Below are 17,869 nucleotides of genomic sequence, written 5' to 3'. Positions count from 1 at the left end.
TGAGTCAGGCCACGAGTGTACGCCTACTCTAAAAGCAACGAACCCACCAAAATAGGTGGGTTCGTCAGCAGTCTGAAGCCCCTGCTATCGCAGGGGCTTTTTCATCATTAACCGATCAACGGCGACGGGTAAGGTAACCGGTTAACCGCGGTAGTAACCTGGAGCGACAAACGGCATCGAGGTGACGCTCATGGGGAGCTGCTTACCACGCACCAGTGCATAAACGGTGGTACCAGCGGCTTCCCATTCACGGCCAACATATCCCATCGCAATGGGCTTACCGACACTGGGACCAAAACCGCCAGAGGTGACTACGCCGATCTCGTTGCCCGCCTCATCGACCAGCAGACTGCCTTCCCGCACAGGGGCGCGCCCTTCTGCTACCAACCCCACACGCTTACGTGTGTGATCTTTAGCATCTACCTGATGCAGAATCACATCCGCACCTGGAAAGCCTGCAGCGCGTTCGCCACCATGGCGGCGCGACTTACCAATGGCCCAAATCAAGCTAGCTTCCACAGGCGTGGTCTGCATATCCATATCATGACCATATAGGCACAAGCCCGCTTCTAAGCGCAGTGAATCACGCGCGCCCAAGCCAATCGCCTCTACTTCAGGCTCCGCTAGCAGCGCTTCGGCAAGCGCCTGGGACTCGTCAGCCGCGACAGAGATTTCAAAGCCATCTTCGCCGGTATATCCGCTGCGACTGATCCACACGTCACATCCTGAGAGGGTGTAACGACCATGTTGCATAAACGTTAACTCACAGGCGGCTGGGCACAGGCGCTGCATCACATCGCGCGCTTGCGGCCCTTGAAGCGCCAGCAGACCGCGATCAAGCACATCGATTTGATGAGTATTGCCAAGGTTAGCCCGTAAATGGGCAATATCTTGGTCTTTGCATGCCGCGTTCACCACCAAATAGAAGTGATCACCCGCATTCACCACCATCAAATCATCGATAATACCGCCATCAGTGCTGGTAAAAAGGCCATAACGCTGCTGACCTTTTTGCAACCCCACCAAATCCGCTGGAATCAAGCTCTCCAGGGCGTTTGCAACGTCCTCGCCGGAGACCAGGATCTGCCCCATATGCGACACATCGAATAGCCCACACTGCTGACGGGTATGCTCGTGCTCTTTTTTAACACCCAGCGGGTACTGCACCGGCATGTCATACCCAGCAAAGGGCACCATTTTGGCCCCAAGCTGCGTATGGAGGGCATGAAGTGGCGTGTGGTTCAGATCAGTCATGGCATTTCCTCTGTCAAAAAAGAGAAACGGGAAGCCTTACTAGGCTTCCCGGCTCTATTACATCGTGCATTACCTGCTCATAGGCAGGGCTTATTTATCATGATCCAGGGCTTCACCCGGCAGCACGTCCTTACCTGCAAAATAATCCCGCGTGAGCTTAAAGACAACCGGCGACAACAGTGCCAAAGCAATAAGGTTGGGAATCGCCATCATCGCGTTGAAGGTGTCCGCCATCAGCCAGATAAAGCCCAGCTGCGCAATGGCACCCAGCGGAATCGCCAATACGAACAGCACGCGGTACAGCATAATAGAGCGCGTACCAAACAGGAACTGGCAGCACTTCTCACCATAGAACGACCAGCCAAGAATGGTAGTAAACGCGAAAATCGCCAGGGCAATCGCGACAATTTGATTACCAAAACCAGGCAACGCGGCATCAAAGGAGAGCGCGGTGAGCGAGGCACCGGCTTCGCCTTCCATCCATACGGTCGAAGTCAAAATGACCAATGCCGTAATCGTACATACGATAATGGTATCGATGAACGTGCCCAGCATGGCAATTAACCCTTGGCGAACCGGGTTTTTCGTTTGCGCAGCGGCGTGAGCAATCGGCGCACTGCCCAGACCCGCTTCGTTGGAGAAAATACCGCGCGCTACACCGAAACGAATTGCCGCCATCACCGCCGCACCGGCAAAGCCACCCGCTGCAGCGATGGGGTTAAAGGCGTAATAGAAAATCAGCCCAAAGGCTTCGCCAATCTGGCCGGCGTTAATGATCAGCACCAGCAGGCCTGCAATCACATAAGCAATGCCCATCACCGGCACCAGCTTCCCGGCCACTTTGGCGATGCGCTTGATGCCACCCAGAATAACCGCACCGGCCAGCACCATAATGATCACACCGGTCAGCCAGTGGGGAACGCCAAAGGTGGCGTCCATAGCGTCTGCTACGGAGTTGGACTGAACGGTATTACCAATCCCGAAGGCCGCCACCGCGCCAAAGAACGAGAAAAGCCCACCCAGCCACAGCCACTTTTTACCTAAGCCGTTTTTGATGTAAAACATCGGCCCGCCCACGTGGTAGCCCGTACTATCTGTTTCACGGTAGCGAACGGCCAAAACCGCCTCGGCAAATTTGGTCGCCATACCGACCAATGCGGTGATCCACATCCAGAACACAGCGCCCGGGCCACCCAGTGCAATGGCGGTGGCCACACCGGCAATATTACCGGTACCAATAGTGGCCGATAGCGCGGTCATCAGTGCATTGAACGGCGATATTTCACCATCATCGCTGGCTTTTTCAGCGGTTTTATCGGAAGGCTTGGCATCGCGCCCCTGCCACATTAGCTTGAAACCCATGCCGAGTTTGCGAATCGGCATCAGTTTCAAGCCAATTTGTAGGTAGATACCCACCCCCAGCAGCAGGATCAGCATTAACGGGCCCCACACGACGCCGTTAATGGCCCCTAAAAGGCTTGTCAACGTTTCCACAGAACTCTCCTTACCCAATCGATTAGTGCATTTGTTATGAAGGTTAGGTTGTTCATCCACCTAGAGATCTAGCAGATGAAATCACCAAGCGGTTCTACCATAGCGCTTCTTTAACGCTGGAAAAACGCATGATTGGTATGTTTTACACCATTTTCTTAGTGTTCTTCCATGCCGGCGTCGCCTCTGGGTAGAGAAAGCTGCTCTTTTTGCAACTTAGAACAGCGCCGGCATTTAGAAAAAACGCCTGATTTTGTCACTTTCGCGGGGCAATGAAGAAATTTGTTTCCAATGAGAAACACGGTACCATAGGCACCTTCACGCTCACTGCCGAACTGGCCACAGTCGCCAAGGCGAACGACAAGCGCTAGTATGCTCTCGTTCTGTCCACTGTTTTGATAAGGGAATCATTATGAGCAACCTTCCTGCCAATCTTCGTTACGCTGCCAGCCACGAATGGGTACTTGATCACCAAGACGGTACCGTGACCGTAGGTATTACCGATCACGCGCAAGAAGCGCTGGGCGACGTTGTATTTATTGAGCTTCCTGAAGTTGGCCAAGCCTTGAGCAAAGGCAAAGAGTTCGGTGTTATTGAGTCTGTTAAAGCCGCCTCTGACCTTTACTCCCCCGTTGATGGCGAAGTCATTGAAGTTAACGAAGCCCTCGAAGATGCCCCTGAAACGGTGAACGATGCGCCATATGAAGGTGGCTGGATCATGAAAGTCCGCGTTGCCGACCAAGCCTTTGAAGGCCTGTTAGACGCCGACGCTTATCAAGCAACGCTGAGCGCCGACGACTAAGACAAGTAGCCAAAACGCCTGCCTTTCTGGCAGGCGTTTTATGATCGCCTCTGCACGGTTTTCTCATCACGTCCGGAATCTCCCCATGCCTTTTGAATCACGCCGCTTGGCCGAACTGGCCGACCACGATGCTTTTATCAAACGTCATAACGGGCCCAGCCCCGACGATGTCGCCACCATGTTAAAAGCGCTCAATATGCAGCGCATGGAAGACCTGATTGAGCAAACCGTGCCTAGCGATATTCGCCTAGATCGCGAACTTGCCCTTGACGCCCCCCGCAGTGAAGCGGAAGCCCTTGAGTATTTAAGCCAGTTAGCGCGCCAAAACCGCGTTAGCAAAAGCTACATCGGCCAGGGCTACTACAACACCCACATGCCCGCGGTGATTCAACGCAATGTGTTGGAAAATCCCGGTTGGTACACCGCCTACACGCCGTACCAACCGGAAATTTCCCAGGGCCGTCTGGAAGGCTTGCTGAACTACCAGCAGGTGATTATGGATTTAACCGGCATGGAGCTTGCTAACGCCTCCCTGCTGGATGAAGCCACCGCCGCCGCTGAAGCCATGGCGCTGTGTAAGCGGGGCAATAAAAAGAGCAAATCGAACGCGTTCTTCGTCGCCGATGACCTCTTCCCGCAAACGCTGGACGTCGTTAAAACTCGTGCCGAGTTCTTTGGTTTCGAGCTGATCACCGGCCCTGCCGAAAGCCTTGCCGAACACGATGTGTTTGGCGCTCTGGTTCAGTACCCGTCTGCTAGCGGCAGCGTTAGCGACTTAGCCCCGATGCTAAAAGCGGCTCAAGAACGCGGCATTATGACCTGCGTGGCCACCGACCTGCTTAGCCTGGTACTGCTGAAGGAGCCGGGCGCGATGGGTGCGGATATTGTTGTAGGTAACTCTCAGCGCTTTGGCGTGCCCATGGGCTTTGGCGGCCCGCATGCGGCGTTTTTTGCTACTTCTGACAAGCTTAAGCGCTCCATCCCAGGTCGCATTATTGGCGTTTCCAAAGACAGCCGTGGCAAAACCGCGCTGCGCATGGCGATGCAGACCCGCGAGCAGCATATTCGCCGCGAAAAAGCGACGTCGAACATCTGCACCGCGCAGGCGCTACTAGCCAACATTGCGGGCTTTTACGCTACGTACCATGGCGCAGAAGGTCTGCGTAAAATCGCTGGCCGCGTTCACCGGCTGACCACCGTGCTTGCCACCGGCCTACAACAGGCAGGCGTTCAACTGGCTAACAGCAGCTGGTTTGATACGTTGCGTCTTACTCAGGTAGACGCGGGCAAGATTCATGGCCGCGCCATGACTCACGATATTAACCTGCACTACTTTGCCGATGGCGATGTGGGCATTAGCCTGGATGAGACAACCACCGCTCACGATGTTGCTGCCCTGTTCGACGTACTGCTGGGCGATGAGCACGGCTTAGCAGTGGCAGTACTGGATGAGCAAGTTGTGAGCGATAAGCTCAGCGGCATTCCAGCCGCCTATCAGCGCGAAAGTGATTTCCTCACCCACCCGACGTTTAAACGCTACCGCAGCGAAACTGAAATGCTGCGCTACTTAAAGCGTCTGGAAAATAAAGACCTTTCGCTGGCCCACGCCATGATCCCGCTGGGCTCGTGCACCATGAAGCTCAACGCCACCAGCGAGATGATTCCGGTGTCGTGGCCTGCGTTCTCCAACCTGCACCCGTTTGCACCGCGCGATCAGGTGGCGGGTTACCATCAAATGATTGATGAGCTGGCGGCGTTCTTAGTCGAAGTCACCGGCTATGACCATATTTCCATGCAACCTAACTCAGGTGCGCAAGGTGAATACGCAGGCCTTTTAGCGATTCGCCGCTATCAGGCAGCGCAAGGCGAAGCCCACCGCGATGTGTGCTTAATTCCAAGCTCTGCCCACGGCACTAACCCGGCTTCCGCCGCCATGCTGAGCATGGAAGTCGTGGTGGTTGAATGTGATGCCAACGGCAATATTGATTTGGAAGATTTGACGCACAAAGCTGAACAGCACAGCGAGCGCTTGTCAGCCGTCATGATCACCTACCCGTCCACTCACGGCGTATTTGAATCACACGTACGTAAGGTATGCGAGGTGGTTCATCAATACGGCGGCCAAGTGTACGTGGATGGTGCCAACATGAATGCCCAGGTAGGCCTCACCCGCCCAGGCGACTTTGGCGGCGATGTTTCCCACCTCAACCTGCACAAAACGTTCTGCATCCCCCACGGTGGCGGCGGCCCCGGCATGGGCCCGATTGGTGTTAAAGCACACCTTGCACCGTTTGTGTCTAACCACGTGGTCACTCCGATTAACGGCGTTAACCCCGAGAGCGGTGCGGTATCGGCGGCAGCCTTTGGCAGCGCTTCCATTCTGCCGATTTCGTGGGCGTACATTAAAATGATGGGGGCGCGTGGTCTTCGCGAAGCCACCGAGCTTGCCATTCTCAACGCCAACTACATTGCCAAGCGTTTAGAGGCGTCTTATCCGATTCTGTATCGCGGCCAAAACGGCACAGTGGCTCACGAATGTATTATCGACATTCGCCCGTTAAAGAGCGCGTCTGGCATTAGCGAAGAGGATATTGCCAAACGCTTGATGGACTACGGCTTCCACGCACCGACCATGTCGTTCCCGGTACCGGGCACATTAATGATCGAGCCTACGGAGTCCGAGTCGCTTTACGAAATTGATCGCTTCTGCGATGCCATGATTGCGATTCGTGAAGAGATCGCCCGGGTAGAGAGTGGTGAGTGGACGCTGGATAATAATCCGCTCGTGAATGCGCCGCACACCCAAGCTGACCTCATGGACAGCGACTGGCAGCGGCCTTATGACCGTCAGTTGGGCGCGTTCCCCACCGAGGCCGTCACGGCGTCGAAATACTGGCCTTCGGTGAACCGGGTCGATAACGTCTTTGGTGACCGGCAGTTGATCTGCTCATGCCCCAGCATTGACGAATATCGCCGGTAGTTTGAAAAGCTGGTTAAAAAAATAGAGTAAAAGGCAACGCCCCTGCTGCCCCGTTTATTCGGGTAGCGGGGGCGTTTTTTCTTGGATTCGCTGGTCGTGAAAACCGTTCAACAACTTTTCATAGCGTTTTGGTAGCACCGAGTCCCGTCGACGTAATAGATACAGCACTTCGTTAATCGCTTGTGGAAGCGCCAGCGCTTTCACCTGCCGCTGCCAAGGCGAAGTTTCCAGCACTAAGCGAGATACCACCGTAAAGCCCAACCCCCTGGCAACAGCATCCAGCACCATGCTCACTTCATTAGTGAACCCCTGGTGGCGAAAGTGCGTCATTGAACGAAACTCATCCGGATAGTTAGCGCGCAGCAGCGCGTTAGCGTGATTAATGCCATCGTAATAGTTGATAAAGCCGATCCCCATCAACTCTGACAACGTACTCCCCGCAAAATCGGCAGGCACGACTAAACAAAGAGGCTCTTTATGCCACACCGTACACGTCAGTTCGGGATGGTTCGCCTGCTCGGTCACGATACCAATATCGTAACGGCCTTCCAGCAGGTCGTTAACGATCTCGTGGTTAAACGCAAAGCTGTAATTCACCGTTAGGTTAGGGTGCATTTGCTGCTGGCCGAGGATATAGGGGTAAAACATCAGCCCCACACTGCCAGGCGAAGCAATACGGCACTCGCCACTATCGAGCGAATCATCGTCCAACCCATGGCGAAACTGCTCGTGCTCAGCAAACAGCTTTAACGCGTAGTCATAAGCGCGACGTCCTGACTCGGTCAGCGTAAAACTTCTCCCGTGGCGCTCTAACAGCGTTTTATCAAGATAGCTCTCCAACTTACGAATATGCTGGCTAACCCCAGGCTGCGTCATCTCTAAACGGCGCGCCGTTCGTGTGAAACTGCCGGTTTCCACTAACGTTATGAACGTTCGAAAATATTGGGCATTAAACATAGGGTGTAAGCAACATCCTCATTATCCATCATCGCCAGGCGCTCTTGTTACTCACCGCTGCGCGCTTACAAAGGCTCTAGCGTAGCACAAACGCTGATAAGACGGGCGCTTAGCAGCGGTGCTGAACAGCGCTAAGTGCCGTGCTAGTATGCAGTTTCGTTATCAATACTTTTAGGGACAGCCCAACTAATGACGCAGATGCCAGCGCCTCGTGCCACGATTTCCAGCATTATTTCTCCTGAAGGGAGTCTTGAGGTCCTCTCGCAGCATGAGGTTAATCGACTCAAGAGCACGTCCAAAAGTGGTTTGCACGATTTACTGCGCCGCTGCGCACTTGCCGTACTTAATTGCGGCAGCCCCACGGATGACAGCCTGGCCATTCTCGAAGCGTATAAAGACTTTGATATCGAAGTGCTGCAGCAAGATCGCGGGATACGCTTAAAACTGACTAACGCACCCGCAGAAGCGTTTGTGGATGGACGAATGATTCGCGGTATTCGCGAACACCTCTCGTCAATCATTCGTGACATTGTTTATGTTTATAACGAGATTCAGCACCACAAGCGTTTTGATCTCAGCACTGGCGAAGGCACCACCAACGCGGTATTTCATATTCTCCGCAAGGCGGGAACGCTGAAACCCGGCCGCGACCCCAGCTTAGTAGTGTGCTGGGGCGGGCACTCTATTTCCCGGGAAGAGTATGAGTACACCAAGGATGTGGGCTACCACCTGGGCCTGCGGGATTTAGATATTTGTACCGGCTGCGGGCCAGGCGCTATGAAAGGCCCCATGAAAGGGGCCAACGTGGCGCACGCTAAACAGCGCCGTAAAGACGGCCGTTACCTGGGCATCTCTGAGCCGGGCATTATTGCTGCCGAAGCGCCCAATCCCATCGTTAACGAACTCGTGGTGATGCCGGATATCGAAAAGCGTCTGGAAGCGTTTGTACGTTTAGGCCACGGTATTATTGTCTTCCCCGGTGGCGTAGGTACCGCAGAAGAGATTCTTTATCTGCTGGGTATTTTGCTGCACCCCAGTAACAAAGAGATCCCCTTCCCACTGGTGTTTACAGGTCCCGCCAACTCAGCGGCCTACTTCCAGAAAATTGATGAATTTTTGGTATACACCCTGGGTGAGGAGATCCGTCGCTACTACACCATTATTACCGGCGACCCGGTGGCTGTTGCTCGTAAAATGCGCGAAGGCATTGACCAAATTGCCGACTTCCGCCGCCAGCACCAAGACGCCTTCTACTACAACTGGCGCTTAACCATTGCCCGTGAGTTCCAAGCACCGTTCGAGCCCACCCACGAAGCGATGCGCGGCTTGGCACTTCACCGCCAGCAGCCTACTCACGAGCTAGCCGCTAACCTACGCCGCGCTTTTTCCGGCATTGTGGCGGGCAACGTCAAAGAGCCGGGCATCCGTGCTATTGAAGCCCATGGGCCCTTCGAGCTCACCGCTGAGCCGGAACTGATGCAGCGTTTAGACGCACTGCTCAGCTCCTTTGTCGCCCAAGGGCGCATGAAGCTGGACGGTCAGCCCTACACGCCCTGCTACGTGCTTAAATAACAGGTTAATAACCGCCAACGGCAGGCATCCTGTAGCGGTGCCTGCTAAAGAGAGTTTGCTGTGATCATTGCACTGCTTACCTTGGTTGTTGCAGGCATCGTTAAGGGGGCAATAGGCTCTGGAGTGCCTGTGGTCGTTGTGCCTGTATTGACCATGCTCTACGACGTTAAACTGGCCATTGCCGTGCTGGTAGCTCCCAACCTGTTCAGCAATGCACTTCAAGTATGGCAGTACCGCCAACACCTTCTGCCCTTACGCTTTCTCTTTAGCTTTGCAGTGGCCGGTGGCGCGGGCATTGTGCTTGGCACCTGGGGGTTGGTCGTTCTATCACCGACGCTGCTCTCGCTAGGCGTGGCAGGGGCCATTCTTCTGTATCTTGCCATTAAGCTGGTTAAGCGTAAGGCCACGCTGCCGTTTACCATTGCAGAGCGCATCGTGCTGCCTGTTGGGCTAGTCGCTGGTGTGCTTCAGGGCGCGGCAGGCATGTCCGCACCGGCCTCCGTCACATTCTTAAATGCCATGCAGCTTGAACGCCGCGTGTTTATTGGCTCCATCTCGGTATTTTTTGTGGCGATTACGCTGGTGCAAATTCCTGCCCTGCTAAACGCTGGCATACTGACAGGAGAACGCACGCTTTACAGCCTCGGGGCCCTGCTGGTCATACTGGCGGCGATGCCCCTTGGCGCAACGCTTGGCAAACGCTTACCCCATAGCTGGTTCGATAACCTCGTTATGTGTTTGCTGGCGAGCATTGCGCTTAAAATCATCGTGGATACGGTACTGGCATACCCCTAACAGATGCACCTTTCTGCAAAACCAAACGATAGCCGCTACACTAAAGGCCTCTATCTCCGCAATATTTAGCGTTGACGAGCTGATTTTCACCAAGGAAAGGAGCAACACATGGAAATAATCAATCAGTTACAGGACGGCCAAACCAAAGCTTTCGCGAAGCACTGTTTTGAGCGCTACTCCCCTGAAGAGCTCAACAGCGCAGCAGAAGGCTACCCTGATCAAGCCGAAATGGAGCACTGGGGCATCACTGCCGGGCAGTGGGAAGAAGCGGTTGCTGCCGCCCTTGCTGATCATAAAGCGCAAGGTTGACCTTCTCTTACTAACTTCTTGTTTTTAAAAAGCCGCGTGCTGAATGCAGCACGTGGCTTTATCAGCTATTCATTACTGGATAAGCGCGTCAGGTGAAAATCGACGCCACGCTGCCTTTTCCAGCTCAATAACAACGTATACCGACATGCTCATTATCAGTATCGCGCACCAGTGGAAAAAGGAGAGCCCCTCACTGGCGAAGATAAATTGCATGAACGGAAGGTAGGTGAAGCTAAACTGCAACACCATCACCACGGAAATCGCCAACCACACCGGCTTGCTGCCGAAGATACCCTGGAACGACAGCGTACTATTAAGCAAATAGCGGCTATTGATGAGGTAGGCCGCGCTGCCCGCTACCAACATGTTCACTGCCCCTGTACGCGCCAGCTCCACACTTCCGCCTTGCGCCACAAGCCCACTAAACATACCAAATACACAAACGAGCAGCAGGGTCGACACGAAGACAACGCGCCACAGTAAGAACATATCTAATAAGGGTGCCTTAGGGTCACGGGGTTTGCGCTGCATAAGATTTTTTTCTCGCGACTCAAAGGCAAGCGCCAGCCCTAGCGTAATCGCAACGACCATGTTCACCCATAGCGCCTGAAGCGGTGTAACGGGTAGCGTCGAGCCTGCCAACACGGCCAACATGATGGCTAACCCCTGAGCCCCGTTAGTGGGCAGAATAAAGGTGATCGTCTTACGGATGTTATCGTAGACTTTTCGACCTTCCTCAATCGCTCGCACAATGGTGGCAAAATTGTCGTCGGCCAATACCATCTCTGACGCATCTTTCGCCGCCTCAGTGCCTTGGATCCCCATCGCGACACCTACATCTGCACGCTTTAACGCCGGACCATCATTAACGCCATCGCCCGTCATTGAACAAACGCCGCCCCGAGCCTGCATGGCTTTTACCAAACGCAATTTATGTTCAGGCGACGCGCGGGCAAAGACATCAACCTCCAAAATAATCGCTTCCAGCTCGCTATCAGTCATGGCTTCCATTTCTCGCCCTGTTAGCGCTTTGTCCGTTTGCGAAAATCCCAACTGCTTAGCAATTGCCAGCGCCGTCGCGGCGTGGTCTCCAGTAATCATCACTGGGCGAATACCTGCTAACTGGCAACGCCTCACCGCTTCAATCGCCTCTTGGCGCGGCGGGTCTAACAGGCCAATAATGCCCAGTAAGCGCAGGCCGGTTTGCACGTGCTGATGGTCCAGCGGCTCTTGCCCTTCCATGGTTTTATCGGCAATCGCCAGTACCCGCAGGCCTTGTGATGAAAGTTCCTGAATGCGCGCCTCCCACACCGCTTGCTCTATCGGCTGCTCGCCCTCTTTAGTGGCCACCTGGGAACACATTTCAATAATGCGATCCGGTGCTCCCTTCACGAAGACCCTACGCGTCTCTCCCATCGCATGAAGCGTGGCCATATACTTATATTCTGAGTCAAAGGGGATAGCATCGATACGCGGATACTGTTGACGTATCGTTTGCGTCACAATACCCGCTTTTTCAGACGCGACCACCATCGCGCCTTCCGTGGGATCACCAAATACTTGATAGCGCTCCTCCACGCAATGTAGCTCGGCATCGTTGCATAGCGCACCGGCGTGTAAAAAATGCGTCAGTGCAGGCGTCTCCTTCAGTTCAACGGGCGTATTGAGCGCTCCTTGAGACAAAGAGACCCGGTGAAAGCCCCCTTCTGGCACAAAGCCAATGCCATCAATAGTAAACCGCTCATCGGCCAGCCATATCGCTTGCGCGGTCATTTCGTTACGGGTGAGCGTGCCGGTTTTGTCAGAAAAGATAGTGGAGATAGAGCCCAGAGTTTCAACCGCCGGCAAACGCCGAATAATGGCTTGGCGCTTCGCCATACGCTGTACGCCAAGAGCTAAGCCAATGGTCACAATAGCGGGCAAGCCTTCGGGGATGGCGGCCACCGCCAAGCCTACCGCGGCCATAAACATGTCACTGGCGGGCTGTTGATGTATCAACGTGCCCAATAACGCCGTTACGCCTGCTGCTGCGAGTATAAACACCGCTAGCACACGACCGGCTCGGTCTAACTGCTGCAGCAACGGTGTCTTGATTTTCTCAACGCTGCGCAGCAATTCTGAAATTTTACCAATTTCGGTGTGCGCCCCCGTCGCCACCACCAAGCCCCGCGCATTGCCCTGCACCACAATGGTACTGGCAAACGCCATACTGTTGCGCTCCGCTAAATCGGTATTCTCACCTACCAACGCGGCCTGCTTATCCACCGGCACTGACTCTCCCGTCAGTGCCGCTTCCTCTGTTCGCAAGCGCCGCACCTCTACCAGCCGCACATCGGCGGGTACCCGATCACCACTCTCGATCAATACAATATCGCCGGGCACTAATGCCTCTGCAGGAACCGTGGTGCGCTTACCATCACGCAATACATTCGCCTGAGGCGATAACATATGGCGAATACTATCCAGCGCCTGCTCTGCTTTACCTTCTTGAAAGAAACCAATCAGGGCGATAATAACTACCACGCCCACAATCGCGGCAGCATCAATCAGGTGCCCAAGTAGAAAGCTCGCCACCGCTGCCACTAACAGAATTAACATTAAGATATTGGCAAACTGCGCGCGCAGCCGCCGGTACCATGGCCGCCCCTGAGCGCGCTGAAGACGATTTTCTCCGTAACGTGCTAAACGCTCCTGAGCCTCTTGACTCGACAAGCCAACATGGGAAGACGACTGCTGGTGTAACGCCTCCTCTTCAGAAAGCGCGTGCCATTTCACACGTTTATCGGCTGCTGGGGATGCAGAATTCATTGCGTGACTCCTTATGACGCCAACTATCAGCATAGCCCACCATGCTGCAGCGCAGTAAACATCCTCGTAAAAGGATGATATACATCAACTAGAATCACGATAATTGAGGTTTGAAGCGGGAGCCCGGGCTTGCTGCGGGGTGAAGATATTTGATTTCTTCGCCATCATGACGAGCATAAAAAAACCCGCCGACGCGGGTTTTTGCACTGACGACGCTCAGGGTCTTTCCCATAGGGTATTGCCAGAAGGATCACCTAGCCGGAGCACTTCCATACTTAGCATCGCATCATCGGATATGGATGGATTCCCCCATGGCCCCGAACGATCCGGTGCTAGGCTCCACTCCAGCGTTTCGCCGGGCTCAATGCCCCCTGAAATGGTGTAATAGAACGTTTCATCGACCCAAGGAACCGAGCGCCCCGGGCTTTGTAAAATACCTCGGAAGTGCACCCGCGCCACCGGCTCACCGGTGTTGTTAGTGACACGTAGCTCGATAACCGGGGTAGCCCCCGAGGCGCCCTCTTCACTCAGCCGATATTGCGCATTTTCCACAACAAAGCGGCTCAGCATTTCTTGCGCGATGGGCTCTTCAAGTGCATTACTGTCTTTCGTTTTGTCCGACTGCTCCCCGGCAAGCGCCAAGACCTCTTGACCGCTGAGCCCGTGCAAACTCCGGCGAGCCTCAGTAGCGAGATCTTCTAGCTCATCATCACTAAGCTCGCTCATCTCAATCACCGTGAGACCCTCTTGAGAGCGGCGCATCAGTAATGCTTCCAGTGCATCATCAAAGCGCTCGACCTCGCTTGCATCCAGAGAAGCGCGAATCTCTTCAAGCGACCGATCAAAGTATCGAGGGTTAGAGCCGTCTATGGTGGGATCTGCATAAGCAACGCCCGCCATGGCTACTGCTATCGCTACTGCTAATACCCGTTTCATACACTCACCATCCTGTTGGTTGATATATCAACATAAGCTATATGAGGGTGCTTTGGAATATTTTGCAGTCATGACAACTTCCCCGCTGAGCCGCCCCAGCAGAAAGCACAGTGTTACTAGTACCAACTCATTATTTATCGAGAGAAGAGGCTGATGGGCATCGCTAACAGGTGCCAATGCAGACGCGCTGAGTGTTCAAGCGCATCAAGTTCTGGATGAATGTTCAACACAAACAAAAAACGCCGCTCGGGGTGACCCGTAAGCGGCGTTTTATAGATTTTGGTCGGAGTGACAGGATTCGAACCTGCGACCTTTGCAACCCCATTGCAACGCGCTACCAAGCTGCGCCACACTCCGATGTCTATTTGGCTTTTGCCTCAAGACGGTGCGTCAATAAAAACAACCACTTAAATGACTTTTAGCGCCAGAAGACCAAACACGTCACCAAATTATAATTACCAAAAAATTGGATCCATTGTGGATCCACGCCCCAAATTACCTCAAAAATGTGTTGTCTTGGATCCATAGTGGATTCATGGATCCACGCGTAAGCCCTTGATTTATGGTTAAAGATAAGAGGTCGCCTGATTTCAACGAAAAACAGCCACTTTGATCCCAAAATGGCTGTTGCAAGGGGCTAGATTACTTCCATAGAAAAAGGCGGCCTCCGCCGCCTTTATGTATGGAGGGTGACTTCTACATAGAGGCAGCAGATTGCTTCATGATGGTTTGAAAGCCTTGATGGAGACCTTTGATTTCAGCTTCAGTTAGAGCGGGGTCTTCATTGTTAGTAGAGGATCGCCACACCTGCAAAAGAACGCGCTCATTTTGAGTGGTGGGTTCGCCCAGAACATCAACAATGTCGTGGTAGGCGTCGCTCATGTATTCGCTCAGGGCCATACGCATCAAACGAGCGCGGTCGACATTCAGCGCGTCGGCCATCTTTTTGACTTTATCGAGAGGCAGCTTGGTTCTGCCCTTCTTGATCATGCTGATGACGTTTGCATTGGCATATCCAACGCGACCAGCGATGTCTTGATTGGTGAGATTTAGGTCCAGTTGCCGCTCTATGATCAGGTCGGTGACTTTTTTGGTTTCGGCCATGATGTCTCTCCTCGGATTGACATAAAAATGATTTTGAACCCTCTGATGACTCTATTCTTATAGTAAGCTGTTACTGAGTCAAGCAGTGGTTACTTACTTTTTGAAATTTATACTTTTTCCTGACAGCAGCCCCGTATGTGAAATAATAGACTATTATTATTTTTACCTTTAATAACAACATCTTACCTTTTGAAATATTTCTCTTGCCATGCTCACGCCGTGCGCTTACTATAAGCGCTTTCGTAAGCCACCGCTTACTTATCTAACTAATAGGTTGCATGGAGATTTAGACCTATGTCGAGCGCACACGAGACAATTGATCAGGATCGGTTTTGCGAAATGCTAGAGGAGGCTGTCGAGGTCGTCGACCTCTTGGATGGCGGTCAATTGCTCAAAATGCCCTCTGGAAAAGTGGCTCACTTTAGCCCCATGTCCGGCACTGGCAGTGTGTTCACCTTGTAAGTTCTGCAATCAAATATGAAATAGGACTGCGCTACTACGCCAGTCCTATTTTTTTTATCATCTTAATAAGTAAGTGATGACTTAAACCGGAGACTAACATGGCATTTAAAACGAAAGACACTAGCGGTAAGAAGAGCTACACGAACATTGGCGAGATGCGAAACGCCATCGAAGTGGTGGTGAAAATGCTCGCAAACAAGGGCATTAAAGTCACCCAGTCGGGCATTCAAGCGTATGTCGAATACGATGAAAAAACGCTTGAGGCAACTCGCGTCAACATCCCCTCTCTCAGCGAGAAATCTTCACCCGAGCTGGTCACCGCCATTAAGGGCTTCGTTGATCATGAGGTAGCTCACATCCTGTTTACCGACTCAAAGATTGTTGCCAGGGCGCACAAAGAGAAGATCGCCAATCTCCACAACATCGTCGAAGACACCTTCATCGAAGCGAAGATGAAAAAGGCCTTCGCTGGCTCGACAAGGAACATTGATAAAACGGTCGAGTTTGCCGTGAAACACTTCTTTCAGAAGGCGTTTGACAAATTCATTGGTGAGTTTCAGCGAGATGAAAATGCCTCTCAGGCGATGTTCTTCGTAAAGGCTCTGGCAACACCTGGCATCCGAGCTTTAGCCGGACAGGAAGCCGCTCAGAATTACATGGCTGATAAATGGGAGCTGATACCTGACGTTTACGACGCCCTTCTGCCGCTTTCCAAAAAGCTCCAGACCATCGAATCATCTTTTGAGGCGCTAAAGATGGCCAACTCCATCCGCGACATACTCGCCGATGTGGAGCGCGAGCAGCAGGAGAAGAGCAAAGAGCCTGAGCCGGAAGAAAGCGATGAAGAAGGTGAAGGTGAAGGTGAAGGTGAAGGTGAAGGTGAAGGTGGCGACGCTTCTTCTAGCAAAAGCAGCAGCGGCTCGCTAGATCGTCCTGGCGATGAAATTTTCGATACAGCCGAATCTACACCTGAAGAATCGGATGGCGATTCATCCGCCGCTTCAGATGATAACGGCGAAGGTGAGTCTGGCCACGGATCCAGCGACGGAAAAGGCGAAGGCGAAGGCGAATCAGACGAAGGCGAATCAGACGAAGGCGAAGAGTCTGATCGCAAGGGTGAAATGATCGATGAGCGTGGCAAAGAGGCTGCGGAAAAGGACGGCACATCGGCAGACAAGTCAGGCGATGCCCATTCCGACAAATCGACAGGTGATGAGCGAGATCGGGATATTGATTCAGAAGGCGGATCAAAGGGGGCGCTCAACGACGGTAACATCGCTGATCACCCTGAACTGGCAGAAGCTCTGGAGAAGATGACCACCTATGATGCTGCACTTGAAACGGCCATTGCAGAGGGGGCTATTGAGAGCCTAAAAGACAACTCGTATATGCCTTACTCCAACGAAAAAGACTTCATTGGCCCCTACACCATCAAGCCTGGGTCGACCATTGATAGCCGCTCAAAGGATCGTCAAGCAAAATTGCGAAGCAAAACTGGCGAGCAGATCGGTGTGATGTCAAAGGCTTTGGAGCGTCTGTTAATGGCCCGTAACCGCTCCATGTTTGTTCCTGGCTTCAGAAGCGGACGCCTGCACAGCTCCAGCCTTTATAAGCTGAATACCGGCGACACTCGCGTCTTCCGCCGCAAGGAAGAGGTGCGCACTAAGAACACGGCGGTCTTATTGCTTGTGGATTGCTCAGGCTCCATGAACCACCGAGACCGCATCGGAATAGCTTCTGAGGCCGCCTATGCACTTTGCTCGGCTCTGGATCGCGTGAATGTAAAAACGCAGGTAGTTGGCTTTACAACTCAAAGTGATGATCTTCCATCTGAGGCCCGTGAGGAATTGAGCAGAATTGTAGAAAAACATCCAGGCTTTAAGGGTGGGTTTGATCGCATCGAGCCTTTGATGATGCCCATCTATAAAACCTTCGATGAGCGGCTGACGCCTGCCTGTGAGCAGCGTATCGCAGCCATCCCCCTCCTTGAGCTTCGGAATAATGCCGATGGTGAGTGCGTTGAGATTGCCGCGAACATGCTCAGAGCTAGAACCGAAGAGCGCAAGATTTTGGTTGTTCTGTCAGATGGCGAGCCTGCGATGCAAAGCGTCTCGACAAGGGGCGGCTACGGAAGTAAACGCGCCGAGGAACACTTGGCGCATGTTGTGCAAAGCACTGAAAAAGACGGTATCGAAGTGCTAGGGATCGGAATTGAAACCCATCAAGTTGAAGCCTTCTATCCCAAAAATATCGTCCTCGATGATGTCAAAGAGCTGCCAAGCAAAATCGTCTCTGAGCTTTCCGCCATGCTACTTCGCTAAAAAATCCGTCATGCAGCGTTCCAATACCAACACTGCATGACGTATGATTCACTTGTGACAGTAAGTCAAAACTTACTT

Annotated in this window: 13 protein-coding genes and 1 tRNA gene; 7 read left to right on the top strand and 7 right to left on the bottom strand. The window is 53.1% G+C overall.

The window, feature by feature from the left end; all coding sequences use genetic code 11:
• Nucleotides 1-141: 141 nt before the first annotated feature.
• A complete protein-coding gene (gene gcvT, locus R0J87_RS15850; RefSeq protein WP_498887372.1) occupies nucleotides 142-1,254 on the bottom strand; it encodes a glycine cleavage system aminomethyltransferase GcvT in 1,113 nt (370 codons plus the stop codon).
• Between the two features lie 90 nt (nucleotides 1,255-1,344).
• Nucleotides 1,345-2,748, bottom strand: coding sequence for an alanine/glycine:cation symporter family protein (locus tag R0J87_RS15845; RefSeq protein ID WP_498887370.1), 1,404 nt, complete (start codon nucleotides 2,746-2,748; stop codon nucleotides 1,345-1,347).
• A gap of 409 nt (nucleotides 2,749-3,157) precedes the next feature.
• Between R0J87_RS15845 and gcvH the strand changes: the two genes are divergently transcribed.
• Both gcvH and gcvP read left to right on the top strand, forming a co-directional pair.
• Nucleotides 3,158-3,547, top strand: a complete 390-nt coding sequence (gene gcvH / locus R0J87_RS15840) for a glycine cleavage system protein GcvH (protein ID WP_498887368.1) — start codon at nucleotides 3,158-3,160, stop codon at nucleotides 3,545-3,547.
• An 85-nt stretch (nucleotides 3,548-3,632) separates the two neighbouring features.
• Nucleotides 3,633-6,527 carry an aminomethyl-transferring glycine dehydrogenase gene (gene gcvP, locus R0J87_RS15835; protein ID WP_498887366.1) on the top strand — a complete coding sequence of 965 codons (2,895 nt, stop codon included), beginning with the start codon at nucleotides 3,633-3,635 and terminating at the stop codon, nucleotides 6,525-6,527.
• A 54-nt stretch (nucleotides 6,528-6,581) separates the two neighbouring features.
• On the opposite strand, the gene R0J87_RS15830 is transcribed toward gcvP, so the two are convergent.
• Nucleotides 6,582-7,484, bottom strand: a complete 903-nt coding sequence (locus R0J87_RS15830) for a LysR family transcriptional regulator (protein ID WP_404341677.1) — start codon at nucleotides 7,482-7,484, stop codon at nucleotides 6,582-6,584.
• A 189-nt stretch (nucleotides 7,485-7,673) separates the two neighbouring features.
• Here R0J87_RS15830 and ppnN point away from each other — a divergent pair, with 189 nt between their 5' ends.
• The 3 genes from ppnN (at nucleotide 7,674) to R0J87_RS15815 (ending at nucleotide 10,160) form a co-directional block, all read left to right on the top strand.
• Nucleotides 7,674-9,056, top strand: a complete 1,383-nt coding sequence (gene ppnN, locus R0J87_RS15825) for a nucleotide 5'-monophosphate nucleosidase PpnN (protein WP_404341679.1) — start codon at nucleotides 7,674-7,676, stop codon at nucleotides 9,054-9,056.
• 60 nt (nucleotides 9,057-9,116) lie between these two features.
• Entirely contained in the window at nucleotides 9,117-9,851 is a 735-nt protein-coding gene (locus R0J87_RS15820; protein WP_498887365.1) for a TSUP family transporter, read from the top strand.
• 108 nt (nucleotides 9,852-9,959) lie between these two features.
• On the top strand, nucleotides 9,960-10,160 hold the full coding sequence (locus R0J87_RS15815) for a hypothetical protein (protein WP_498887363.1): 201 nt from the start codon (nucleotides 9,960-9,962) through the stop codon (nucleotides 10,158-10,160).
• Between the two features lie 72 nt (nucleotides 10,161-10,232).
• Here the strand turns inward: R0J87_RS15815 and R0J87_RS15810 are convergent, their stop codons facing one another.
• From R0J87_RS15810 to R0J87_RS15795, 4 genes are all read right to left on the bottom strand, one after another.
• Complete coding sequence (locus tag R0J87_RS15810) at nucleotides 10,233-12,968, bottom strand: cation-translocating P-type ATPase (protein WP_498887361.1); 2,736 nt, start codon at nucleotides 12,966-12,968, stop codon at nucleotides 10,233-10,235.
• Between the two features lie 216 nt (nucleotides 12,969-13,184).
• On the bottom strand, nucleotides 13,185-13,904 hold the full coding sequence (locus R0J87_RS15805) for a DUF6694 family lipoprotein (RefSeq protein ID WP_498887359.1): 720 nt from the start codon (nucleotides 13,902-13,904) through the stop codon (nucleotides 13,185-13,187).
• Between the two features lie 280 nt (nucleotides 13,905-14,184).
• Nucleotides 14,185-14,261 (bottom strand) — tRNA-Pro (locus R0J87_RS15800).
• Nucleotides 14,262-14,600: 339 nt separating this feature from the next.
• Nucleotides 14,601-15,008: a helix-turn-helix domain-containing protein gene (locus tag R0J87_RS15795; RefSeq protein WP_498887357.1), complete on the bottom strand. Its 408-nt coding sequence runs from the start codon at nucleotides 15,006-15,008 to the stop codon at nucleotides 14,601-14,603.
• 294 nt (nucleotides 15,009-15,302) lie between these two features.
• Here R0J87_RS15795 and R0J87_RS15790 point away from each other — a divergent pair, with 294 nt between their 5' ends.
• Nucleotides 15,303-15,470, top strand: coding sequence for a hypothetical protein (locus R0J87_RS15790; RefSeq protein ID WP_498887356.1), 168 nt, complete (start codon nucleotides 15,303-15,305; stop codon nucleotides 15,468-15,470).
• Between the two features lie 98 nt (nucleotides 15,471-15,568).
• Nucleotides 15,569-17,791, top strand: coding sequence for a cobaltochelatase CobT-related protein (locus R0J87_RS15785; protein WP_498887354.1), 2,223 nt, complete (start codon nucleotides 15,569-15,571; stop codon nucleotides 17,789-17,791).
• Nucleotides 17,792-17,869 lie beyond the last annotated feature (78 nt).

Source organism: Halomonas sp. SIMBA_159 (genome assembly GCF_046536035.1).
GTDB lineage: Bacteria > Pseudomonadota > Gammaproteobacteria > Pseudomonadales > Halomonadaceae > Vreelandella > Vreelandella venusta_A.
This window is presented reverse-complemented; position numbering and strand designations above follow the sequence as displayed.

Coding starts and splice junctions, on each gene's coding strand:
- gcvP (WP_498887366.1), top strand. CDS start 3,633: ATGCCTTTTGAATCACGCCGCTTGGCCGAACTGGCCGACCACGATGCT.
- R0J87_RS15830 (WP_404341677.1), bottom strand. CDS start 7,484: ATGTTTAATGCCCAATATTTTCGAACGTTCATAACGTTAGTGGAAACC.
- gcvT (WP_498887372.1), bottom strand. CDS start 1,254: ATGACTGATCTGAACCACACGCCACTTCATGCCCTCCATACGCAGCTT.
- R0J87_RS15805 (WP_498887359.1), bottom strand. CDS start 13,904: ATGAAACGGGTATTAGCAGTAGCGATAGCAGTAGCCATGGCGGGCGTT.
- R0J87_RS15790 (WP_498887356.1), top strand. CDS start 15,303: ATGTCGAGCGCACACGAGACAATTGATCAGGATCGGTTTTGCGAAATG.
- R0J87_RS15795 (WP_498887357.1), bottom strand. CDS start 15,008: ATGGCCGAAACCAAAAAAGTCACCGACCTGATCATAGAGCGGCAACTG.
- R0J87_RS15785 (WP_498887354.1), top strand. CDS start 15,569: ATGGCATTTAAAACGAAAGACACTAGCGGTAAGAAGAGCTACACGAAC.
- ppnN (WP_404341679.1), top strand. CDS start 7,674: ATGACGCAGATGCCAGCGCCTCGTGCCACGATTTCCAGCATTATTTCT.
- gcvH (WP_498887368.1), top strand. CDS start 3,158: ATGAGCAACCTTCCTGCCAATCTTCGTTACGCTGCCAGCCACGAATGG.
- R0J87_RS15810 (WP_498887361.1), bottom strand. CDS start 12,968: ATGAATTCTGCATCCCCAGCAGCCGATAAACGTGTGAAATGGCACGCG.
- R0J87_RS15815 (WP_498887363.1), top strand. CDS start 9,960: ATGGAAATAATCAATCAGTTACAGGACGGCCAAACCAAAGCTTTCGCG.